This is a genomic window from Tissierella praeacuta (genome assembly GCF_040396155.1).
Classification (GTDB): domain Bacteria; phylum Bacillota; class Clostridia; order Tissierellales; family Tissierellaceae; genus Tissierella; species Tissierella praeacuta_A.
In genome coordinates this window covers 1-22,986 of record NZ_JBEBOY010000024.1, presented here as the reverse complement: position 1 = coordinate 22,986, position 22,986 = coordinate 1, and the positions used below count along the sequence as shown (strand labels likewise).

At 33.6% G+C, this 22,986-nt stretch carries 29 protein-coding genes; 27 read left to right on the top strand and 2 right to left on the bottom strand.

Annotation, left to right across the window (positions count from 1 at the left end):
- Positions 1-224: 224 nt before the first annotated feature.
- The 7 genes from ABWP20_RS11925 to ABWP20_RS11895 all read left to right on the top strand — a co-directional run bounded on the left by ABWP20_RS11925 (position 225) and on the right by ABWP20_RS11895 (position 3,628).
- Positions 225-875, top strand: coding sequence for a TetR/AcrR family transcriptional regulator (locus tag ABWP20_RS11925; RefSeq protein ID WP_353096034.1), 651 nt, complete (start codon positions 225-227; stop codon positions 873-875).
- A gap of 22 nt (positions 876-897) precedes the next feature.
- The gene (locus ABWP20_RS11920; protein ID WP_353096033.1) at positions 898-1,044 is read left to right on the top strand and encodes a hypothetical protein; all 147 of its coding nucleotides are present in this window, start codon (positions 898-900) and stop codon (positions 1,042-1,044) included.
- Between the two features lie 124 nt (positions 1,045-1,168).
- Positions 1,169-1,606 carry an N-acetyltransferase gene (locus tag ABWP20_RS11915; RefSeq protein WP_353096032.1) on the top strand — a complete coding sequence of 146 codons (438 nt, stop codon included), beginning with the start codon at positions 1,169-1,171 and terminating at the stop codon, positions 1,604-1,606.
- 110 nt (positions 1,607-1,716) lie between these two features.
- Positions 1,717-1,896 carry a hypothetical protein gene (locus ABWP20_RS11910; protein ID WP_353096031.1) on the top strand — a complete coding sequence of 60 codons (180 nt, stop codon included), beginning with the start codon at positions 1,717-1,719 and terminating at the stop codon, positions 1,894-1,896.
- A 30-nt stretch (positions 1,897-1,926) separates the two neighbouring features.
- Positions 1,927-2,127 (top strand): ASCH domain-containing protein, encoded by a 201-nt coding sequence (locus ABWP20_RS11905; RefSeq protein WP_353096030.1) that lies wholly within the window; start codon positions 1,927-1,929, stop codon positions 2,125-2,127.
- A gap of 487 nt (positions 2,128-2,614) precedes the next feature.
- Positions 2,615-3,427: an aminoglycoside nucleotidyltransferase ANT(9) gene (gene ant(9), locus ABWP20_RS11900; protein WP_353096029.1), complete on the top strand. Its 813-nt coding sequence runs from the start codon at positions 2,615-2,617 to the stop codon at positions 3,425-3,427.
- Positions 3,428-3,451: 24 nt separating this feature from the next.
- Positions 3,452-3,628, top strand: a complete 177-nt coding sequence (locus tag ABWP20_RS11895; protein ID WP_353096028.1) for a hypothetical protein — start codon at positions 3,452-3,454, stop codon at positions 3,626-3,628.
- A gap of 58 nt (positions 3,629-3,686) precedes the next feature.
- Here ABWP20_RS11895 and ABWP20_RS11890 read toward each other — a convergent pair whose 3' ends face one another.
- Positions 3,687-4,646 carry a helix-turn-helix domain-containing protein gene (locus ABWP20_RS11890; RefSeq protein WP_353096027.1) on the bottom strand — a complete coding sequence of 320 codons (960 nt, stop codon included), beginning with the start codon at positions 4,644-4,646 and terminating at the stop codon, positions 3,687-3,689.
- Positions 4,647-4,938: 292 nt separating this feature from the next.
- On the opposite strand from ABWP20_RS11890, the gene ABWP20_RS11885 reads away from it, so the two are divergent.
- Both ABWP20_RS11885 and ABWP20_RS11880 read left to right on the top strand, forming a co-directional pair.
- Complete coding sequence (locus ABWP20_RS11885) at positions 4,939-5,157, top strand: cation transporter (RefSeq protein ID WP_353096026.1); 219 nt, start codon at positions 4,939-4,941, stop codon at positions 5,155-5,157.
- Positions 5,158-5,222: 65 nt separating this feature from the next.
- Positions 5,223-7,127, top strand: a complete 1,905-nt coding sequence (locus ABWP20_RS11880) for a heavy metal translocating P-type ATPase (protein ID WP_353096025.1) — start codon at positions 5,223-5,225, stop codon at positions 7,125-7,127.
- Between the two features lie 103 nt (positions 7,128-7,230).
- Here ABWP20_RS11880 and ABWP20_RS11875 read toward each other — a convergent pair whose 3' ends face one another.
- Complete coding sequence (locus ABWP20_RS11875) at positions 7,231-7,617, bottom strand: ArsR/SmtB family transcription factor (RefSeq protein WP_353096024.1); 387 nt, start codon at positions 7,615-7,617, stop codon at positions 7,231-7,233.
- Between the two features lie 99 nt (positions 7,618-7,716).
- Here ABWP20_RS11875 and ABWP20_RS11870 point away from each other — a divergent pair, with 99 nt between their 5' ends.
- The 18 genes from ABWP20_RS11870 (at position 7,717) to ABWP20_RS18480 (ending at position 22,375) form a co-directional block, all read left to right on the top strand.
- Positions 7,717-7,956 (top strand): ArsR/SmtB family transcription factor, encoded by a 240-nt coding sequence (locus tag ABWP20_RS11870; RefSeq protein ID WP_353096023.1) that lies wholly within the window; start codon positions 7,717-7,719, stop codon positions 7,954-7,956.
- Positions 7,957-8,522: 566 nt separating this feature from the next.
- Complete coding sequence (locus ABWP20_RS11865) at positions 8,523-9,734, top strand: methyl-accepting chemotaxis protein (RefSeq protein ID WP_353096022.1); 1,212 nt, start codon at positions 8,523-8,525, stop codon at positions 9,732-9,734.
- A 251-nt stretch (positions 9,735-9,985) separates the two neighbouring features.
- Complete coding sequence (locus ABWP20_RS11860; protein ID WP_353096021.1) at positions 9,986-10,519, top strand: AAA family ATPase; 534 nt, start codon at positions 9,986-9,988, stop codon at positions 10,517-10,519.
- A gap of 272 nt (positions 10,520-10,791) precedes the next feature.
- Positions 10,792-11,790 carry an ROK family protein gene (locus ABWP20_RS11855; RefSeq protein WP_353096020.1) on the top strand — a complete coding sequence of 333 codons (999 nt, stop codon included), beginning with the start codon at positions 10,792-10,794 and terminating at the stop codon, positions 11,788-11,790.
- A 13-nt stretch (positions 11,791-11,803) separates the two neighbouring features.
- Positions 11,804-11,953 carry a hypothetical protein gene (locus ABWP20_RS11850; RefSeq protein ID WP_353096019.1) on the top strand — a complete coding sequence of 50 codons (150 nt, stop codon included), beginning with the start codon at positions 11,804-11,806 and terminating at the stop codon, positions 11,951-11,953.
- Positions 11,950-12,756: an MFS transporter gene (locus ABWP20_RS11845; protein WP_353096060.1), complete on the top strand. Its 807-nt coding sequence runs from the start codon at positions 11,950-11,952 to the stop codon at positions 12,754-12,756. The genes ABWP20_RS11850 and ABWP20_RS11845 overlap by 4 nt, the downstream gene beginning before the upstream one ends.
- Positions 12,744-13,358: a PHP domain-containing protein gene (locus ABWP20_RS11840; RefSeq protein ID WP_353096018.1), complete on the top strand. Its 615-nt coding sequence runs from the start codon at positions 12,744-12,746 to the stop codon at positions 13,356-13,358. The genes ABWP20_RS11845 and ABWP20_RS11840 overlap by 13 nt, the downstream gene beginning before the upstream one ends.
- A gap of 431 nt (positions 13,359-13,789) precedes the next feature.
- Positions 13,790-14,338 (top strand): FosX/FosE/FosI family fosfomycin resistance hydrolase, encoded by a 549-nt coding sequence (fosX, locus tag ABWP20_RS11835; protein ID WP_353096017.1) that lies wholly within the window; start codon positions 13,790-13,792, stop codon positions 14,336-14,338.
- 199 nt (positions 14,339-14,537) lie between these two features.
- Positions 14,538-15,008, top strand: coding sequence for a hypothetical protein (locus tag ABWP20_RS11830; RefSeq protein WP_353096016.1), 471 nt, complete (start codon positions 14,538-14,540; stop codon positions 15,006-15,008).
- Between the two features lie 355 nt (positions 15,009-15,363).
- Positions 15,364-16,227 carry a sugar nucleotide-binding protein gene (locus ABWP20_RS11825; RefSeq protein ID WP_353096015.1) on the top strand — a complete coding sequence of 288 codons (864 nt, stop codon included), beginning with the start codon at positions 15,364-15,366 and terminating at the stop codon, positions 16,225-16,227.
- 67 nt (positions 16,228-16,294) lie between these two features.
- Positions 16,295-17,050, top strand: coding sequence for a class I SAM-dependent methyltransferase (locus ABWP20_RS11820; RefSeq protein ID WP_353096014.1), 756 nt, complete (start codon positions 16,295-16,297; stop codon positions 17,048-17,050).
- Positions 17,051-17,366: 316 nt separating this feature from the next.
- Complete coding sequence (locus ABWP20_RS11815) at positions 17,367-18,134, top strand: helix-turn-helix domain-containing protein (RefSeq protein ID WP_353096013.1); 768 nt, start codon at positions 17,367-17,369, stop codon at positions 18,132-18,134.
- A gap of 46 nt (positions 18,135-18,180) precedes the next feature.
- A complete protein-coding gene (locus ABWP20_RS11810; RefSeq protein WP_353096012.1) occupies positions 18,181-18,885 on the top strand; it encodes a transglutaminase-like domain-containing protein in 705 nt (234 codons plus the stop codon).
- Positions 18,886-19,501: 616 nt separating this feature from the next.
- Complete coding sequence (locus ABWP20_RS11805) at positions 19,502-20,092, top strand: hypothetical protein (protein ID WP_353096011.1); 591 nt, start codon at positions 19,502-19,504, stop codon at positions 20,090-20,092.
- A gap of 372 nt (positions 20,093-20,464) precedes the next feature.
- On the top strand, positions 20,465-20,884 hold the full coding sequence (locus ABWP20_RS11800; RefSeq protein WP_353096010.1) for a GNAT family N-acetyltransferase: 420 nt from the start codon (positions 20,465-20,467) through the stop codon (positions 20,882-20,884).
- A 36-nt stretch (positions 20,885-20,920) separates the two neighbouring features.
- Complete coding sequence (locus tag ABWP20_RS11795; protein WP_353096009.1) at positions 20,921-21,529, top strand: GNAT family N-acetyltransferase; 609 nt, start codon at positions 20,921-20,923, stop codon at positions 21,527-21,529.
- Between the two features lie 47 nt (positions 21,530-21,576).
- Entirely contained in the window at positions 21,577-22,218 is a 642-nt protein-coding gene (vat(D), locus tag ABWP20_RS11790) for a streptogramin A O-acetyltransferase Vat(D) (RefSeq protein WP_353096008.1), read from the top strand.
- A 28-nt stretch (positions 22,219-22,246) separates the two neighbouring features.
- The gene (locus tag ABWP20_RS18480; protein ID WP_503012537.1) at positions 22,247-22,375 is read left to right on the top strand and encodes a helix-turn-helix domain-containing protein; all 129 of its coding nucleotides are present in this window, start codon (positions 22,247-22,249) and stop codon (positions 22,373-22,375) included.
- Positions 22,376-22,986: the final 611 nt, after the last annotated feature.

The window sequence follows — 22,986 nt, the reverse complement described above, 5'->3', positions numbered from 1 at the left end:
ATATTCATGCGACTTAAGATACTATGGACAGTATTTTGTAGTGCACGATTATCACAGGCCCTCCAATATGGTTAAGCGTTATCCGATGAAGAATGGTCTAACAATCTGAGAAGTATAAGGCATTCAAGCGGGATTTTTGCTCAAAGTATTAAAAAGACTTGACAGAGCTAAGCTCTGTTAATTATAATATTAAAAGAGCTTAGTTCTGTTAGGAGGTTATAATTATGCCAAGAGTAGTAAAAAAACCAGATGAAAGAAAAGATGAGTTATTGGATATTGCTGCAAAGCTTTTCATTGAGAAAGGCTATGAAAACACTTCTGTAAGAGATATTTACACACAAGTGAACGGCTCTTTTGGTATGTTTTATCATCACTTTAAATCAAAAGAAGAAGTATTAGAAGAAGTAAATAAAAAGATGATGGCGCAGAGATTTGAACCTATAAAGTCAGTCATAGTTGATAGCAATTTGCCTGGAATAGAAAAGCTGCGCAAAGTATTATCGCTTGCTATTATATCTGCTAAGCAAGAAATTAACTCTCACTCGAATAATTCATATCAAAAGAACCCTCAACTATTGGTAATGCATATGCACGATACTCTTGGTGTTGCATCTGACTTACTTTCCAGTGTTATAGAGGACGGCATAAAAGACGGTACGATTCAAACTGAACGCCCACACGAGCTATCGCAAATGATTTTGTTATTTCTAAATGTATGGATAAATCCATGGCTATATCAATGGTCACCTGAGAAATTGCGAAACATATTCGTTTTTATGAAAGATGTTTTTGACAAATTGGGTATACCTGCCTTATCAGAGGATATGCTGCAAGGTTTAAATGAGCTATCATTGCTTGTGCAAGAGGATAAATAGCTGCATTGTAAAGATGGTTGCCGTGTGTGAAAGCGGAGAAATTGTACCTTTTTGTGGGCGGTACAGAGGACTCATTAACCAAATACATGATGAAAATTATAAATGTGAAGTACAACTAAAGGCTAGGATAGTAACAATTGTGGACTTGCTGCCAGAGACAGGGAACTAAAATTATTTATTACAAATTGTCGAAAAGATAGGTTAGAGGATGATTATGAATGTTGTAATTGTTAGGCCTATAATGGTAAACTGGTTCCACGTATGTTACTTGCTGAGAATAATAGGAGGAATTTATGATTAGAGATTTTAGTATAAAAGACATTGACGCAGTAATGAAACTGTGGCTTGATACCAACATTCAAGCACATGATTTTATTGAAAGCAGTTATTGGAATGATAACTTCAAGCTAGTCAAGGAAATGATGCCGCAGGCAATGATAAATATATCAGAGTTTGATAATAAAATACAAGGATTTATTGGAATAACAGGTGACTACATCGCAGGAATTTTTGTTAGCAACGAGGCGCAATCAAAAGGAATTGGAAAACAATTGTTGGATCATGTAAAAGATACTCATAGTAAATTATCTTTACAAGTTTATAAAAAGAATGACCGTGCAGTACGTTTTTATTTGAGAGAAGGGTTCACTATTTCTTCGGAGCAAATAGATGAAACTACAGGTGAAATAGAATTTGTTATGGAATGGAAAAAGCAGGTATATAATAATTAGTGGCTTGAATGTTACGTTTACATTGAACGCAGCAATCCAGGCTGACATTATAATTAAATAATGCGTCTTAGTTGTAGAATGTGATTCAATATAAGTGGGGTGAAATAGCATTGAAATCAAAGTCGTGGTTCTGGAAATTAGATTTAATTCTTGGAATTATTTTTGTAGTACTAGCATTATATTCTTTATTAATTGAAAAAAAATATTTTTCAACATTTGGACATTCAATTTTTGCATTGATACTTTTTATTTCCAGTAGAAAAAACTACACGATATATAAAAATAGCTAGGATGCGCTCTTTATATTAAGCGTCATATCATTGAATTTATGTAATGCAGCAGTAGAAAAAGATGAAGGAGACAAATTTATATCATATTGGAGAAAAGTACATAAAGACTTTTTCTCAAGAGAACTAAAAGCATATGACCTCGACTTTGATGAGAAAATGATTGTTGTTTGTGAAGAATTTAAAGTTATATTTAGTTTATCTAGTGCATCATGGGAAAGTATCCATATTTAAGATACAACTTTAAACGTAATTAACAATGGAATTAAATTTGGACGGAAGTTCAATTTTGGATACACAGGATATCGCCTAATGATTGATTTATTTGGTTGTGATTTTGAATGGTTAGAAAATACAGACTATACTATAGAAATGCTTAAAATTTAACAAAGATATTAGGTGCCGCAATTATTATAAAAGCATTTCATAAGTTCCATCCTCGAGGATTTATTAGGATATTAATCATTTCAGAATCACATATAATAATACTTACATGTTAGGAGGATACCTATGTAGGAATTGTTATATGTGATTCGAAAGTTTTGACTTTGAAAAATTAGTGGCATATTTAAAAGAAAATTTAATATTTGAAAAGATGGAAATCAAGGAAATACGGAGAAGTCAAATTGATTGATATTATAAGTTTAAAGCGGTTACTTTGATTGAAGATGATTTATGACAATAGAAACAAGAGATTTTGAGGATGAAGGAGGAAATTTACATGGCAAATAATATCCACCTTAAAAGTGCACCAGATCAAGCTCTTCAGGTAGTGGAAATAATCGAAGAATTATTTGAAAATCAGTTGATAGGAATTTATCTATATGGTTCAGCAATACTTGGAGGTCTGCACATTAACAGTGATGTGGACATTTTAGTGATTATTAATCAAGATTTGACAGAAGCAACAAGAAATGAGTTGACTAAGCACTTAATGCTTATATCCGGAAAAATTGGATGTAAAACCTTAAAAAGACCCCTTGAAGTGACTGTAATCAATCAAGATGATATTGTTCCCTGGCAGTTTCCACCTAAATGTGAATTCATGTATGGAGAGTGGCTAAGGGAGCAAATGGAAGCAGGAGATATTCCTCAATCACGTTATGACCCTGACGTGGCAATACTCTTGTGGCAGGCAAGAAACCATAGTTTATCTTTGAAAGGACCGGAAGCGATTAAAGTAATAGAGCACATACCAATGAAAGACATCCAAAAAGCAATTAGATGTTCTTTACCGGAATTGATTGCTGGTGTAAAAGGCGATGAACGCAATGTACTTTTGACATTAGCCAGAATGTGGTTTACAATAGCCACCGATGAAATTGGTTCAAAAGATATGGCAGCAGAATGGGTAACTCCCAGACTTCCACAAAATCTTGCTGTACTACTTGAAATAGCTCGAAAAGCCTATTTAGGTGAATGTGATGATTGCTGGAGTGATTTAGAAGCTGAGATAACTTCACTTGTTGCCTTTATGAACAAGTCCATTGAAAGTTTGCTTGATAACATAGATAACTCCGATTTAACAAAGTAATTTTTAAAAGTACGAAAACTCTTCGTGCTTTTAGTTTGCATAAATCAAAATAACAAAATTATTTCATTGATTGTTGGAAGAGAGATATGTTTATATGATGGATGCCAAGAAGCAGCCATTGCTCATTCCGATGGTGCTGCTGCTAAAAAGACTGAATATATGACTAAGAGAAGAATTGAAGCTATGAAAAATTTCAAATAGGGAAAGATGAAAATAGCAATGGACGATATAAGAAATGGGAAGCTAATAATAAATATTATTAGCTTCTCATTAATCTGTGGTTTTTTCTGTATTCCAATGGAGTGACTTTCATTAACTTCTTGAAAGCAACAGTGAATTTACTCTGACTTTCATAACCGACAGAGATAGAAATATCAGCGATGCTCCGTTCCGTTTCACAAAGCAGTACTGCTGCCTTTCGTATTCGATATTCCTTCATAAAAGCCGCAAGGGATTGACCATATAAATCCTTGAAATGCTTTTTTAGAGCAGTAGAACTGATGCAATATTCCCTGGCCAGCTCCTCAATGGTAAAACGATAGGAGAGCTGCTCAGTAATACGCTTTTGAATTTGTTTTACAATATCAACCTGCTGCCTTGCATAAATACGTACTTGCTTTTCGCTTGCAGGATCAAAATAGTAAAGGTAGAGTAGCAGTTCCATTATCTTCAACCGGTAATAGGCCCCTCTGACTGCTTTCGGAGCAGAATACATACCTGAAAAAATATGTTTGATTTGCCCCTTGGATTGTATCATAAAACATTCGTCATGAAGAAAAAAACGTTTTAGTGTTTTGCAGATATTGTTGGGCATACCAGGAAGGAGGCTTTCCCATTGAACTGGTGCTGCATCTAGATCAATAGTGATCACAAACCCTTGATAATACCCTAGGGGAAGCTCAATACTGTCCCAGTGGTTTTGAGGGTGTCTGAGAAAGATATCACCCTCACCAACGTATTGGAAACATCCATCCTTCATTCGACATTCAACCCGTCCTGCCCAGCAATGATTGATTTCTATGGCATTCTCTGATTTTACTATGCCTGATGAATACTGATAAGAAGATATGTTAACCTTTGCGACCTCAATACCTGGAAATATGGAGTATACCGATGCAGTGCCATCTCCACCTTCGACTTTGAGTTTGTAAGTAGCATGGTCATGGCTTTTTTCTAAAAGAATTCCTTCATCAAAATTTAAAATTGTATTTAATGTCATTTAATTACCTGCCTTTATATATTTTAATCGTAAAATATCGACTCAACCTATGGGCTATTATTACTGTCATTCATATTTTTTCTAGGGTATTGACAACATAATTATATCATAGGAAGCTATGTATTACCTTACATTTTGTTCCAAATAGACAAAGTTTTAGCCCTATTGGTTTTCTTTTATTACATCTGTTGACATCTTACTGATAAATGAATATACTAAATACATAACGATAAAACGATTGCTTGATTGTTTCATTGTTCGAATTAAATAGATAGTGGGAGGAGTATATATTATGAAAAAAACAATTAAGTTACAAGATCTAGATTGCGCTAACTGCGCTTCTAAAATTGAAAATGCCATTTCAAAAATTGAGGGTGTGACTAGTGTCAAAGTAAACTTCATGGGACAGAAAATGATATTAGAGGCCCCAGATCACAAATTTGACGAGATTTTAGCTCAGGCAAAAAAGACTGCGAATAAAATCGAGGCAGATCTTGTGTTTTTAGACTAATTATAGAAACGGCAGCGCTATATACTAAGTCGCTGCCGTTTTGACAGAAAAGGGGGATTACGTTTATGACTAAGAAAGAAAAAAGGCTTCTGATACGAATTTTAATTGCGGGACCAATCTTTTTTTTAGCTATGCTGATTCATAATAGAGAAGCTCTCGGCTGGAGTTTTCTGCAATCACCTATTATGGATTATATTGAGTTTTCAGCTTTTCTAATCGCCTACATTATCATCGGAGGCGAAATTGTAAAAAAAGCTATTAGGAATATCAGCAAGGGACAGGTTTTTGATGAAAATTTTCTGATGAGTGTTGCCACAATTGGGGCATTTTGTCTTAGAGAGTACGGAGAAGGCGTTGCGGTAATGTTGTTTTACCAAGTAGGAGAGCTGTTCCAATCATATGCAGTTTCTCGATCACGTCAATCTATTGCTGATCTGATGGATATCCGTCCCGATTATGCAAATGTCTTGCGAAATGGAGAGTTGATTCAAGTCGATCCAGAAGAGGTTGTTATTGGAGATACGATTGTAGTTATACCGGGAGAACGCATACCACTGGACGGAGTTGTTACAGATGGGCGCTCTGCTCTGGACACTTCCGCTCTTACTGGAGAGTCTATTCCACGTGATGTGAATACTGGTGATGAGGTTATCAGCGGATGTATCAATCAGACTGGTAAGCTAATCATCAAAGTTACAAAAGAGTTTGGAGAGTCTACTGTTTCAAAAATTTTGGAGCTGGTGGAAAATGCTTCAGATAAGAAGAGTAAAAGTGAAAACTTTATTACCCGTTTTGCCCGTTATTATACACCGGTTGTAGTTTTTGCTGCCATAGCGCTTGCAATTATACCACCACTTGTTACTGGTCAATCATTTGTAATTTGGATTGAACGTGCACTTACATTTCTTGTAATTTCATGTCCATGTGCACTGGTTATCTCAGTACCTCTCAGCTTCTTTGGAGGGATTGGAGGCGCATCTAAATGTGGTGTTTTGGTAAAAGGAAGCAACTATCTGGAATTACTTGCTAATACTGAAATTGTTGTATTTGATAAAACCGGTACACTTACAAAAGGAAATTTTGTTGTAAGTGAGATTCATGCTCTTAACATGAGTAAAGAGGAACTGATAGAAGTTGCAGCTCATGCGGAAGATTATTCTAGTCACCCCATTGCCGCAAGTATCAAGAGAGCTTATGGCAAAACTGTGGATTCTTCATTGATAAAAGATATTGAAGAAATTGCCGGTCACGGTGTGAGGGCTATAATTGATGACAAGGAGGTGCTTGCTGGTAATGCAAGGCTTATGAAGTTGAAAGATATCTCATATGAAAAGTCATCTTCTGTTGGTACTGTTGTTCACATTGCCATTGATGGAGCATATGCCGGATATATCCTTATTGCCGATGAAATAAAGGCAGATTCACCTAAGGCTATCCGTGACCTTAAAGAAGCAGGAGTCAAACAGACAGTTATGCTCACAGGTGATGCCGAAGCTGTAGGTCAAAATGTAGCTTCCCAGCTGAAATTAGATAAAGCATATACGGAGCTGTTACCTGCTGATAAAGTAACACAACTTGAGAAACTGATGAAGCAAAAGAGTGAGAAAGCGATGTTGGCCTTTGTCGGTGATGGTATTAATGATGCTCCTGTTCTTGCACGGGCTGATGTGGGAATTGCCATGGGTGGTCTTGGTTCTGATGCAGCTATTGAAGCAGCAGATGTTGTAATTATGACAGACGAACCTTCAAAGATTGCTACAGCAATGAAAATAAGTCGAAAAACTCTACGAATTGTAAAGCAGAATATTGTTTTCGCGTTGTTTGTAAAGTTAGTAGTATTGGTGCTTGGAGCCTTTGGACTTGCTAATATGTGGGGGGCAGTGTTTGCAGATGTGGGTGTTTCAATTATTGCCATACTAAACGCTATTCGCGCATTGAATGTAAAAAAATATAGTCATTCGTATAAGTAATGACGGGGAATGACTATCGTATTATTTTTCCTTATGAAATAGCAGTTTATCCTAGTGTTTTAAACGTGCTATTCACGTCGGATTGTGAATAGCACATTTACATTTAAGAGTCCTTATGGTCGACAATTCCCTTGCTTGGGCAGGACATTTGAAAAAAATTATCTATCATTTGATGGGTAAGACGAGCGGTCTCCGTATTAGCTAGTGTGTAGTAGACTTCCTTGCCGTCACGCCTGCTGGTAACGAGACCACTAAGCTTTAAGGACTTTAAGTGATGAGATACGGCCGCAGTACTCATACCAATGGCTGCGGCAATATTGATACCACATTCTTCACAGTGGCATAAAAGCCACAGAATGCGAAGTCTGGTACCATCGCAAAGTTGTTGGAAAACAGCAGATGCATCTGAAAAATATTCTTCGTCGGGCATTCTGTCAAGGATCATTTCAATATTTTGGCCATGGTTATGAGGTAAACATTTTTTATCCATACAGATACCACCTTTCAAATTAAACAAGTATTTGATTGTTTAATTATATTCCAGCACTATAAATTTGTCAATTCCTTACACAGAAGGGAGGAGGAAAAAATGGCATTGAATAATACATCTGCTGTTGATTTATCTTTTGGATGCACCGTATTCAAGGCACTTGGTGATGAGATGCGGCTTGGTATCTTATGGATACTGACAACCTGTGAAATGTGTGTCGGAGATTTAGCCCGATATATGAATATGTCAAAGTCTGCTATTTCCCATCAGCTTAGAAAATTACGAATGGCTGACCTAATTAAAAATCGTAAGGTTAGAAAAAAGTTTATTATACCATAAAAAATGAGCAAGTAAAGGTTTTTCTGGAATCTTCCTTTGATTATGCAAACACTCATAGCTAATCAACTTTTTGACCGCAGTATCATGTATCAGCTTCGAGAAAAAGTTTTATCGCAATAAGATGCTATAGTCAAGATTTTTAAATTAGCCAAGTGGTAGTTTCGGCTTGAAGGAGTGATAGGATTATGAATGTTTGAGAAAAAATGTATAAGAAAGCTAGAATAGTTCAGATATAACAAAGTTGATATGGTAATCACACTATATGCATGTGATACAATCACTGACTACGCTTTATATAATGCAATGAATAGGAGTGAATAAAGATATTTAAATTTAAAAAGGATAAAGTTATAAAAAGATTAGTACAAGACATTTCCTCCTTAGAGGAAAGTAATATCTCTATTAGATTAGATAAAGATACAGAGCAAAAAGTCAAAGAGATATACTTAAAATTAAATAATGGAAGAGATACATTTGAAGAAATAGCAAAATTACTTTTAAGTTCAGTTATGCAAGTAAGTAGCTTAGATTTAGTTTTAAAGGATAGTGAGGAAAAAATTAATAATGTGAGTATAGAAATTAATGGCTTAACAGATAAAGTAGCTAATATATCAGGAGTTTCGGTTCGTTCATTAGAGGATATATTTACAGCTCATAAATATTTTGCTGAAAGTATAAACAATTTATCTCAAGATGCTAAAGGGATATCAGCAGAAATAGAAAAAAGTAAATATACAATTTCAGAAATAAAAGACTTTTCAGATATAGCAATAAATAATTCTGTAGGAATGAAAAAAGATATGGGAAAGCTTTTTGATATTATACAAAATCTTAATAAAGTCATAAAAGCTATTAGTGGAATTTCAAAACAAACCAATCTTTTAGCCTTAAATGCATCTATAGAGGCAGCTAGAGCAGGTGAGTATGGTAAGGGTTTTGCAATAGTAGCTGATGAAATACGAAGTTTAGCAGATGAAACACAAAAACTAACTGCCAATATGGGTGAATACGTTTCAGCAATTAAAGATGCATCATTTAAAAGCGAAGAAAGTGTTGATAATACAGTTTCTTCACTATCAAAGGTAAATAAGAATTTAAAAATGATAGTAGATTCTATCAGAAGTAATAAATTAACTATTAATAAAATTACAGATGAAATATCAATATTAGCATCATCAAGCGAAGAAATAAATAGCTCCATAGATGAGGTCTCAACAAGTATAAAAGAGTTAGATTCTAATGTTGGAGTATTAGAGAGTGCGGCATTAGTTTTAAATAGATCTAGTTCTACATTAAAAAAATCTATTTTACCAGTAACAACCATGGAAGAAGATTTAAATACTGCTGTAAAATTAGTAGGAAAATTAACTAATAATCCTTATTATGGTATGAATAATAAAATGTTTATAGATATTGTAGAAGATGTTATTAAAGCACATAAAAACTGGATTAAAAACCTAAAATCTATTGTAGAAAGTGAAAATATTACACCATTGCAAGTAAATGACCAAAAATGTTCATTGGGTCATTTTTACTATTCGATAGTTCCTAGGAATGAAAAAATTGCTGAAATATGGAATGCCGTGGAAGAGGAACATTCAAACTTGCATAAGTATGGTAAAGACGCAATATTTAAAGTAAAAATAGGGGATATTGAATCAGCTCAATCTATTTATAAAAAAGCTGAAAATCTATCTGTTAAATTGATTAGTAGCTTTAATTATATTATTAAAATAACTAAGGATTTAGATTCTGAAAATAAGAATATATTCTTATAATTAAAAACATTATACTTAATTAGGGCTGCATCATCAAGGCTGTTTTTAGCTGATGCAGCATTCTTTAAAAGATTATGACTACAAGTCCTGTTTTGGATGCATAACCTGTCAGTGGTTTATAAGCGGGGAGAAATGTCCAGCACAAATAAAAGCGAAACCTACCCCTTCGAGATGATTGAAAATGTATCAAGGGTTGTACAACTTTTCATTTGAAAGTCAGATAAATTATTAAATTTTTTAGGAGGTGTTTTATGAGACGATATATTTTAACAGGCACACCAGGAAGTGGAAAAACTTCAATTATTAGATTATTAGAAACAATGGGGTATCTAGTAGTGGAAGAAGCCGCAACTGATATAATTGCTTTAGAGCAAGTACAAGGTAATGCTGAACCATGGAAGGATGCGTCCTTTATTAATAAAATTGTGGCATTGCAAAAACAAAGACAAGTACAGCTTTCAGCTCTTCCATCTGGAGTTCAAATTTATGACCGCTCAGTTTTTTGTACATATGCTCTAAGTAAATACCTTGGACATCAACCATCTAAAGATACTATGGAAGAAATAAATAGAATTGAGAATGAACAAATCTATCAGAAGACGGTATTCTTTATTGAGAATCTGGGTTTTTGTCAGCCCTCAGAGGCAAGAAAGATTAGCTTTGAGGAAGCTTTATGCTTTGAGCATCTCCATGAAGAAACGTATAAGTCTTTTGGATATACATGTATAAAAATTCCACCCGGAAGTGTAATTGAGCGAGCATACAAAATTATAAGTATGTTATAAAGTTTATTTTCATCTTGTACTTATTTTGTTTTTATCAAAATTTATAAAGGTTAGCGCTCTTTTGTTTCTTACGAAGCTGAATAGCGTTTTTGTTGCAGCAGTTTGTTGTGAGCTATACAACTAAATAAAAGAATGAATCCAAATGTAATTTATCCAAGCGAAGCCATAAAAAAGTGTATGAATAGCATTGCTATATAATAACCTTGACAGATAGCTACATGTCTGATATGTTAAAGATGCTTTATAAAGTATATTTAATAAAGGAGAATAGTATGGCTGTAGGGAATGTAAATTTGATGAAACAAATCAATTTAGACACGGTTAGAAGGGTGATAAAAGAAAATAAAAAAGCAACAAAACCTCAGTTGGCAAATTTGACGGGATTAAGCGTGGTAACAATTAATTCACTTGTTGAAGTGCTCTTAGGAAATGGAGAGATTCTTGTTGATGAGCTAGAAGTATCCAGTGGTGGCAGACCAGCAGTAATTTATTCCTTTAATGAGGAATACAGTATGGCGTTAGTCATTTATACAAATGAGTATGAAATGAAGGATTTAACCCATGTTGCCGTTATCAATCTATATGGAGAAGTGATTGAGGGTAACGAGATTGTCTTGAATGAAATATCGGAACGTAGTTTCGATTTGACAATCGAGAAAATGCTGAAAAAATATCCTAACATTAAATTGATAGGCATTGGTATGCCAGGACAAGAAATCAGAGGGAAGATGAAGAACAGTGACTATATATCTCTTGAAGGGAAATCCTTCGTGGAACATTTGAGGAACCAATTTCAAATACCTGTAGTCTTTGAAAATGATGTTAACGCAGCTGTATTGGGATATTGTACTTCTAATCAATGTGACGATAAAAACGTGGTTGGCATTTATATTCCAGAGAAATATCCTTTAGGTGCAGGTATTTTTATCAATGGTGATATGTATAAAGGAAAAGATGGCTTTGCAGGTGAAGCTAAATTTCTTTCAGATGGATTTGATTGGAAGAATCCAGCATATGTTTCGGAAAATATTTCAGTGGCACTTAAGAAATTAATCATTACGTTCACCTGTCTTTTAAATCCAGATATCCTAGTCATTTACAGAGAAAATCTCACCGAAGTAGCGATTGATCTCATTATTGAGGATTGTAAAAAAACGATCAAATCAGAAGTGATGCCTGATATTATTGTATCAAGTAACTTTGGCGAAGATTTTGCAGAGGGTATTAAACAAATCTCATTAAAACCATTGGAACCAAAATGGCAACGATAAGGAAGAAGATACCATGATGACATTATTATTGATTATTATCTATATTGCATTTATCAGCTTGGGACTTCCTGATTCTATGCTTGGAGCTGCATGGCCAACGGTTCGGGCTGATTTATCTTTGCCAATGGTTGGCGCAGGATTAATCTCCATGATTGAACCATAATCTCCAGTATTCTGAGTGGCAAACTGATTCAGAAACTCGGTACTGGTAAACTCACATTAATCAGTGTATTTATGACAGCCATGGCTTTGCTGGGGTTTTCCTTTAGTCAAAACTATGTATGGTTATGTCTGATGTCAATTCCATTGGGACTAGGAGCAGGGACCGTTGATGCTGCTTTGAATAATTTTGTGGCTTTGTATTTTTCAGCTAGACATATGAGTTGGCTTCACTGTTTTTGGGGAATTGGTGCAACAGCTGGTCCCGTTATTATGTCAGTTGCCATTTCTCATAACGGGTTGTGGCAGCAGGGCTATTTATCTGTTACTATCATTCAGATTTTTTTAGTGATAATTTTGCTGATTTCATTACCGCTTTGGAGATTGTTTGGTGAAAATGGACAAGAAGGTATAATTGTAGAAAATCAAAACTATTATGTCTTTCAATTGCCTGGGATACGCTCAGCACTTCTTGGTTTCTTTTGTTATTGCGCATTAGAGGCTACCACCGGTTTATGGGGTGCCAGTTATCTGGTGCAGACAAGAGGTGTTTCTGCTGATGTTGCCGCGGGTTGGATATCCCTGTATTACCTTGGCATCACCATAGGCAGGTTAGTCAATGGGTTTATTACTGCCAAGTGGAGTAATCCTACGTTGATTCGAAGTGGTCAATTCATCATTGGTATTGGGGCTATCTTATTATTGATTTCTAATCAAAACTATGTCAACTTACTGGGGTTTATTCTGATTGGTATGGGATTGATCCAACAGTATCTGAATTTGAAAAAAATGAAATGGATATCTTAAAGAAAGAACAAGACGCTTCTTCAAAACGTATACATCTAGTGCAAGATTTAGGAATTCATTTTGAAATAGAAAAAGTTTTGGATTTTTCCATAGAAGGTGTAGTGACGGGTGAAATGATTGCTGAAATCGCTATTGAGGATAAAAGAAATCAAAACAATCTACTTCTGGAACCATATAGAAAGAACGGGAAGCGTAGTGATAATCCTTATGTAAATTTTTATTGGGACTTTTGCTCCCAAGGGAAGCCGGCTTATGTACCTGTTCAGTTTATTGGACTGAACGAAGCCATACAATTGATTAGAAAAGCAAGAGGCATAGCTGTTCTTGCTCACCCAGGGATTAATATCGGGCAGGATCAGAAGATTCTAGAAGGAATTGTTGCTTGTGGTGTTGATGGGATAGAAGTATACAGTAGTTATCATGATGAAAAGATGGTTGCTTTTTATAATAAGCAGGCTGAAAAATTTCATTTACTGAAAACGATGGGTAGAGATTTCCATGGGAAAACAAAGCCAACCATCAAACTGGGCAGTATGAGCTGCCATGAAGAAATGGATATTTATCATCAATTCAAGAAAAAACTTTATGATGTGGCGCCATGAAAAGTATTAGGACGTAATCAACCTGGGAGCATGAACCAAAGAAGTACGAAATCGAAGATGCATTTTTATTTATACAGTCGTTTTCAGGTGATTTCTGTATTCAATAGGTGTCATACAGTTAGATTGTACACTGTCCTTATTCAGTACAAGAATTGATTACAAGGAAGGAATAACAAATGTTAGCAAACTGGTATCGCATCCCTCAATTTTACCATGATTTTTCCTGCCTTCATTTTTCATTACCGGATTTCAAATTCTTATTAGGCTTTTTGCCTGAGTCTTTCAAGAAGTTGAATTTTGATCTAAGTATTTAAAACCAGATTGACAGAGTTATGCTCTGTCAAGTATAATTATAAACAGAGCATAACTCTGTTGTAGATTATAATTATGTCCAGAGTAGTAAAAAGCCAGAAATAAGAAAAGATGAATTATTGGATGCTGCTGAAAAGTTATTCATTGAAAAAGGATATGAGAACACATCCATTAAAGACATTTACACCGAGGTAAACGGCTCCTTCGGTATGTTTTATCATCATTTTAAATTAAAAGAAAGGAGACTGCATATTATGATTGAAGGCGTAAGTCATATTACTTTTATTGTTAATAATTTAGATAAAACTACTCAATTATTTAAAGAGTTATTTAGTGCAAAAGAAGTTTATTATAGTGGTGAAAAAAAACATTCTTTATTTAAGGAGCGTTTTTTTATTATCGGTAATCAATGGATTGTTATTATGGAAGATACAAATATACTTAACAGAACCTATCATCATGTGGCATTCAAAATATCAGATTCTGATGTAGATATTTATTTAAGTAAAATTAAAAATTTAAATTTGGAATTAAAGCCTCCAAGAGAAAGAGTACCAGGAGAAGGATATTCTATATACTTTTATGACTATGACAATAATTTATTTGAACTTCATACGGAAACATTAGAAAAAAGATTAACTTCATACAAAGAGATAGATAGTAAATAAATTGTATTAATCTTAATTTGCAATATCTTAACAAGTAAAACAGAGATACAGGCGGAATGAAAACAATAATTTTGCTATTTCTATATCAATTTAAGAGGTTTTTAGCCGTATTAGTGAGTATTGGTGCTTCAGTTATAAAGATAGTAACTGTAACTGGGCAAATAATAACCTTTGGCTTGCCCATTAAATTAATTTCAGATTGGCTAAAGAGTTTTCAGAAACCTTTGAACTTCCATATGCATGCCCATTTTCTGAAGGAAAGGATTATTCAAGTGTAGGAATTAATTTTGGGCAAATTAACATAGAGTTTATTAGGTTCAAACTTCGCTTTGGTAAGAAAGCACATTCTTTTACTGGTTTAAGCGGTGTTGCTTTTATTCCATCACAAACACTGGAAGAAACGTTCAACTTGTTAAAAGAACAAAATATTTTTTATCGCATTGGTGAGGATATTAAAGCTCATACAACAGTGACCATAAATGAAGAGCAACTTTTTCCAACGATATTCTTAGTTGAATATCACTTTGACACAACTGGATGGAGAAATAGGATAGAGCAAGAGTTCAAAGATTTTCATGGTGGCAAATACAAGATTAAGAATCTGGAGAAGATAATCCTATCGGGAAAATCTAATAAAAAAGTAGAAAAGTTATTTCCAATGATTCGCTAAGAGGAAGAAATTACTAAAAATAAAATTATTTTTAATTCAGAATTAGGTAATTTAAGTAAAGAGCTAGTTACATTAAATTATAATTCGTTGAATTTTGAAATATGTATAGTAAATCGGAAATAAAAAATATTATCAGCTGGAATATTAAGAGTTTTAGGATTTTGCATAGTGTCTCAAAACTCGCTTACTTATACTAGTTCAGACTTAGCCTCTTTTTTGTTTATTAAAGATTTTTTGGATTTTTACTGAAGAAATGTTTCACGCTATCGAGGAATTATATTTAGTTATGAGAGAAGATTTACAACAAGAAACTACGCAGCAAAATATATAATTAATAGTTTAAGGGAGAAGTGAGATGAAAATATTAATATTAGGTATGAGTGGAGTTATTGGTAAAAATATTTACCAATGTTTTTATAAAAATTATAATGTAAAAGGAACTTACTTCAAGAATATTCCAGAAAACATAAGTAGAAACGATTTGTTTTTTTTTGATGCACAGGACTTTTCACATATCAGTTCTATATTGAAGGAGTTTTCACCAGACGTTGTTATTTCCTGTTTGCGTGGTGAGTTTGAAGACCAACTAAAAACCCACGAACTTGTTGCGAAATATTTAAAGCAGACAGAGGGACGATGTTTCTTCCTTTCTACTGCAAATGTATTTGATGGAGATCCATCTAAAAGAGCAACAGAATCTGATAACCCCAACCCTATTAGCGACTATGGAATATTCAAGTTTAAATGTGAACGTTTATTAAAAAATGCTCTTGGAGAAAATCTGGTTATTATTCGTTTGCCTCACACATATACACGGTGTAGCTTATTAGAAATGGTTGAGAGGGTGGCAAAGAGACAAGAAACAATTTTTGAGAATCTGTATATTAGTTTAAATACAGGTGAAAATGTCGCACTGGCAATAGAGTTCTTAATAAAAGAAAATAAAAAAGGTATTTATCATTTAGCTAGTAGTGATATTGTAGGACAAAAGGAATTTATTGACCTTGTATTACATGAGCTGGGCAGAAAAGATGTGGATTATCTGGTCGAACATTTAACTCAAAGTACATACTTGCAAGCCTTGGGAAAAGATGAGGATAGCAGTGTAGAGAGTTTACCAGAAGATAATTTTATTGTATCAGTAGCCACAGAAAAAGAAGATCTATTAGACAAGCCTAACCCTTCATGGCGAACAATGGTATTTACTTTACTAAAATGATAACAAGGAAATTTAAAATAAACATGGATATAGATGCAAACAAACAGTAATTTTAAGGAGGAATTGTATGAGCCAGAACATATACGACAATGAAGTATTTTTTACGGAGTATATGAAAGTAAGGAACGAAAAAAGCTATAATGACTTATTAGAACAGCCGGCAATAAGCAAATTATTACCTGATATAAAGGGAAAGACGATTTTAGATATAGGTTGTGGATACGGACACAACAGTCTTTTACTTGTACAAAATGGGGCTAAAAAAGTAGTCGGCATTGATCTTTCACAAAAGATGCTGGAAGTAGCAAAAAAGGAATTTGACCACCCTTGCATTGAGTACCGCCACATGGATATGTCAGATTTATCTGCGTTTACTCAAAAATTTGATATAGTATACAGTTCGCTTGCTTTTCATTACGCTGAAAATTTTCAAAAACTTATAGAAGATATTTATGATCTCTTAAATAGGGGAGGATACTTGATTTATTCGCAGGAACACCCCATTGTGACTGCCACTATGGATTGTAAAGGGCATCATAACATGGATGAGGACGGGAGCTTTATTTCCTATACTTTTTCTGACTATGCGAAAAGCGGTCAACGTGTTGGCCCGTGGTTTGTCGATGGTGTAATTAACTACCATCGTACTATGGGAGAAATCATATCGACACTAGCCCATACCGGTTTTATTATTAAGGATATGATAGAACCTATACCAGAAGCCTGGGCATTAAAAGAAAAGCCAGATTTAATTAAGGAATTTGTTAAACCTACATTTCTAATTATAAAAGCGATGAAGCCAGAATTCGGTTGCAATTGTTAGGACTAATCATGTGATCATACTATAATAAAATGTAATGTGATATGAAGTATAATTGCTGATATTTAAGAAGGATACAAACATGTTCAGGTGCAATGTCTCGTAACGGACCATAACGATCAAGAAACCTTTATAATAGGAAATATAAGATTTTAGATGTAGAGCATGAATATGTTGCAGACAATACTTGGTCACTTGTTGAGTCTGAATTAAGTAAAATACATAAAGTGGTAGCTGATAATATAATTTGCAAAGATATATAGAAGGGAATGTAATAACTCTTATGAAGAGATTATTTATATAATGTGTATTGCAGGAGGTGAGGAATATAAATGACATTTTTATGTGGGGACGAAATTTTGGTGCTGTAACTAATATGGTTAAAGCAGATGTGCATAAGCATTGGATGATACAATTGTTTATTAGCAATGGTGGAAATTTGGAGATTAATGTAAATGATCAAAAAATACATTGTCGTGCCATTGTTGTTAATATGAACACAAAGCATATGTTTTGTTCTGGCAACCAAATTCACTTTACGATGCTAATCAATCCAACTACTCAATTAGGCAGAACAATACGAGTACATTTTTTAAATGAGAAACCCTACTATATTTTATGCGAAGATATAGCAATCGAATTGCAAAAGCAACTTACAAGTGCTATTAGTAAGGATGAAAACGCCGATTATTCAGAGATTATAAGAAATGTTGTCTATTGTTTTAAAGATGACAACTTCAAAGGATATGATGAAAGAACTGAGATAATATTAAGAAGGCTAGACACTTGCGGTTGCGAAGAGGAAGAACATCAGGTGAAACAAATAGCAAAGGAAATGGCTATATCTGAAAGTAGATTATCTCATCTTTTCAAAGAAGAAACCGGTATTCCGCTGAAAAGTTATATTGTTTTTCACAAGTTGCTAAAAGCGTATGAAAAGATATTTGACGGTGAAAGTATTACAGCTGCAGCAATAGCGGCAGGATTTGATTCTGCTGCACATTTGGCATTTACTAATAAAAAAATGACTGGAATGTCAGCAAGGGAAATTATGAAGGAAAGCAGATTTTTGAAAGTAATTCTATAAATGAATTGCTATAATATGACTATACTAAAAAGTAGGAGGTCATATTATGAAGAAGTATTTACAGACAACACATATGTTGGATTATAATTGCAATGAGATACAGCAGTTGGTGAAGAACAGAAAGTGGAAAGAAAAAGATGAATTTCAAAAAGTTCTTGAAATATACAACTTTGTCAGAGATGAAATAAAATTCGGCTATAATATTGATGATACATTACCTGCGAGCAGGGTTCTAAAAGACGGCTATGGACAGTGTAATACTAAAGGCACTTTGTTTATGGCTTTACTTCGAGCCGTTGATATACCTTGTCGAATTCACGGTTTTACAATTAATAAAGAGCTGCAAAAAGGAGCTATGACAGGATTAATGTATAAAATTGCGCCACAAAATGTTGTTCATAGCTGGGTAGAAATTTTATTTGATGGAAATTGGTTGAATTTAGAGGGGTTTATTCTTGATGTTTCATATTTGAATAAACTTCAAGATAAGTTTTCTAAATGCAAAGGAAGCTTTTGTGGATATGGAATAGCAACTGATGATTTCAAAAATCCTCAAATTTATTGGAATAAAAATGATACTTATATACAAAAAGAAGGTATTAATCAAGATTTTGGCGTATTTGATTCGCCAGATGAATTCTTTAGCATGCATAGCCAAGAACTGTCAACGCTAAAAAAATGGTTTTATCAGCATATTGGGCGTAAACTTATGAATCAAAATGTATCAAAAATAAGAGAGATAGAGAAATAGTAACAATTTCATACTCAGTCACCACCTATTCATTCAATCTCATAGCGGCTGGGGAAAGAGCACGCCTACAAAGGAGCAGCTTCCTTTTAAAGGGGATACGGCTGTAGGGAACGAAGTGTGGATTAGATACAATTTTGACTTATCCCCTGCAAAAGAAGAGAGTTTATTTGGGGTCATACTACTGTTAATAATTGCTATTCATTTAATTTGGAATGTTGATATTATTTATAATCATCTTCAGGACATAAAAAATTCCAGTGATAAGTTGCAGGATATCATTCAAAAGTAAACTAATTCGAAGTGGTTGGAGAAATCGTATTTATTAGATATGGCCACTTATAAATGACAATGTAGTAGGATTTGTACTTGAGTTGGAGGTTTTCTTTGTGAGTTTATAATATGAACAATCGATCAGTAAAATCTTACCTCAGAGAAGGATTTACTATGTCGTGAGAGCAGATTGATAAAAATACTGGGAAAACGAAATTTCTTTTTTAATGGAGAAAATGAGCAAACAATTGCAACAGTAAAACATAGCTGTTCCATAGAGAAATTTATATTGTCTATGGCTTGGACATATAGACGCAGATAAACAGAGCTTTGTGGAGGAGATATTGTGGAAAAATTAATAAATGAGGGCCTGATCGAACAGTTGATAGACCATTTGAATAAATTGGACTTCATTACCCGAATAGATGTTATAGAAAGTCATGCTGAACAAGTTACAGATGCTTACTCGGATGTAGATTTATTGATAAAAATTAAAGATATCACACAGGATACAGCATTGTATAAACTTACAGAAAGTGTAAAAGAAAAATTCAGGGCAGTGTGGTATGACTTTGCAAACAGCCTGATGCCCGATAAATTTTTAGTATCCACATTTATTGGAGGAAATAATCCTTTTGTATTTTATGATATTGGCATTCTAAACAGCGATAAGAAATTAGTCTATGATAAAACTCTGTTTGAAAATAACCAATGGGTCCATCTGACAAAACTATGGGTTATGAACTACAAGTGTATGATGCGTGATGCACCGCAGTTTTCGAAACGGTTTATAACAATGATGGAAAAAGCAGAAATATCCCATTATTCCAATTATAGAGATGGTTTTTATCAATTGTTATTAAGGCTGAAAGAACAGAACATTATTCAGACGTGTTATTTAAATATGCTCGAAGATGTCTTTATAAACAATTGGTAAATTCCAGTCGTGGTATAAGGTGCTATTATGATCAAAACAAAAACAAGGTAAAAGACATTATTATTGAGGGAAGTAAAAAGGCAGATGAAATAGACAATAAAACAATGGAACATTTAAAAAGTACCATGAGAATATCGTTGTGATGCTATGTGTTTAGCTTCAGATAATAAATAGGATGTTATTTGAGATTGAGAAAATAAAAGTATGTCTTAAAAATAAAGCATACACATATTAGCGTAGCACCATTTTTATAATATATATCAGTAGTATAAAATTATCTGGGATACTAAAAAATGGGGATATTGAATAAAAGGTACCGTTTAATCAATATAAAGGAGATTAACTATTGGATATAAGAGATGAGAATTATTTATGACAAGTAGAATAACGAAAACAATTGATTATAGAGTAGAACCGCCTGTTGATTTTAAAGAATTATTGGATTTATATAAAGCCTTAGGATGGAATTCACTCAATTTAACAGCTGATGGATTAGAACAAATGTGTATGAATAGCTGGTATGCAGTATATGCTTTTATGGAGAATAAGCTGATAGGTATGGGGCGTGTCCTATCCAATGGAGTTATTACAGGAATAATATGTGGCGTTTGCGTGTTACCCGATTATCAATTGAAAGGAATTGGTAAGGAAATAATAAGCAGACTGGTTCAATATTGTGAACAAAAACGGGCAATTCCGCAGTTACTCTGTGTGGAAGCGTTAGAGCCTTATTATGAAAAATTGGGATTTAAAAAATTTTCTGTTGGTATGACACTGAATGTTAAGCGCTAACTTTTAAGTAATTAATTTATATAAAAAGGTAGTTTAATGAAAAATAATAAATCTAAAGATAATAATAGAGTTAAGGAAGGTGATTATTTGAATTATATTTTGACTAGCAACATTAAGGACAATGATACATTGAGGCATAGTTATAACAGTTTAGCTGAGAAGACCTTTGACCTGTCCTTTGAGGAATTCTATCAGAACGGGTATTGGACAGATAAATATATTCCGTATTCCCTAGTTGATAACGGAAAAGTAATAGCCAATGTATCTGTGAACATTATAAAGTTTCTTTATTATGGGCAAGAAAGGCTATGCCTTCAAATTGGTACTGTAATGACAGATATTGATTATAGAAACCAGGGTTTGTCGAGATATTTGATTGAAAGAATCTTGAAGGAATGGAAAGAAAAATGCGATAGCATTTACCTTTTTGCTAACGATAGTGTTCTTGACTTTTATCCTAAGTTTGGTTTTGAAAAAGTCATTGAATACCAGTGCAGCAGTCTAATCACTCCAACAAAAGGACACGTAAGGAAACTTGACATGGGGAGTGTAGAGGATTGCGCTTTATTGAAACGATATTATGCCAAATCTAATCCATACTCCGAAAAGAATCGGATAATGTTTCCTGCTTTGTCCCACGCATAATTAAACTATGCTAAAAGCAACCATGTACTAAAGGAGGTATTAATTTTATGGGACCGAATCCTAACAAAATCTATCCTATAGAAGGAAACAAATCAGTACAGTTTATCAAACCTATTTTAGAAAACTTAGATAACGTTGAGGTTGGAGAATACTCATATTATGATTCTAAGAATGGAGAAACTTTTGATAAGCAAATTTTATATCATTATCCAATCTTAAAAGATAAATTAAAAATAGGTAAATTTTGCTCTATAGGACCTGGTGTAACTATTATTATGAATGGAGCAAATCATAGGATGGATGGCTCAACATATCCATTTAATTTATTTGGTAATGGTTGGGAGAAACATATGCCAAGATTAGATCAATTACCGATTAAAGGAGATACTATAATAGGTAACGATGTATGGATAGGAAAAGATGTTATAATAATGCCAGGAGTAAAAATTGGGGATGGTGCAATAGTAGCTGCTAATTCCGTTGTTATAAAAGATGTAGCACCATATATGTTAGTTGGAGGAAATCCTGCTAAAGAAATAAAGCAAAGATTCGATAAAGATACAATAAATCAACTGCTTGATATAAAATGGTGGAATTGGCCAATAGACATTATTAATGACAATATACTTAATATTCTTGATAATAATATTAAGGAACTGAAAATAGTTTTAAAAAGTTTATTAAGATAATTTTTCTCTATGCCCACTTCTTGCCTAAATGCTGTTAGATATAGAAAAAACAATTAATGAAATATCTTATGACAGAGGCTATTCCAATGCAAGCAATTTTTGTGCGGCATTTAAAAAACAATACAGTATTACTCCACAAAATATAGGGTTATCTTGAAGCAATTGAAGGGAATATTGAAAAGATGGAAATCAAGGAAATACAGAGAGAACAAATTCATTGATATTATCACCTTAAATTTATAAATAGGCTGTATATATACGGTTTACATAGAGGTTAAATAGGATAAGGCGCAACCCGCCCAACAAAAAAACGTGAGTTTGGCGGGAGATTTATCATGTATTTTATACCCTTCCCCTCCAAACTTACAAAGTTGAAGGGTATTTTTATGTTCATTAAGCATGCCGCAACAATTAAACGGCCGTTATTGAATAACGGTCAAACGTGATAAAGCAGACATCACTTTTAATTAGCTCTGAACGATTAAAAAAATAGGGGGCATATGCGGCAAACAAGTAAAACTTACAGAACCTAATAATATTATATTTAAATTCTTAAAAGTCCATTTGGACCATATCCTAATGTGTTTTTTTGTTGTATAGTTGAGATATTGGTAGATGAATTATATACTATATGTACATATGCCCTATGTGTGATTAATGTGACGTTAATAAAATCTAAATATATGAGAATTACTTTTATTTCCCATTAATTTAATATAGAGATGAGCATAATTAAATAATTTTAAAGTTAAAAATCATTAGATATAA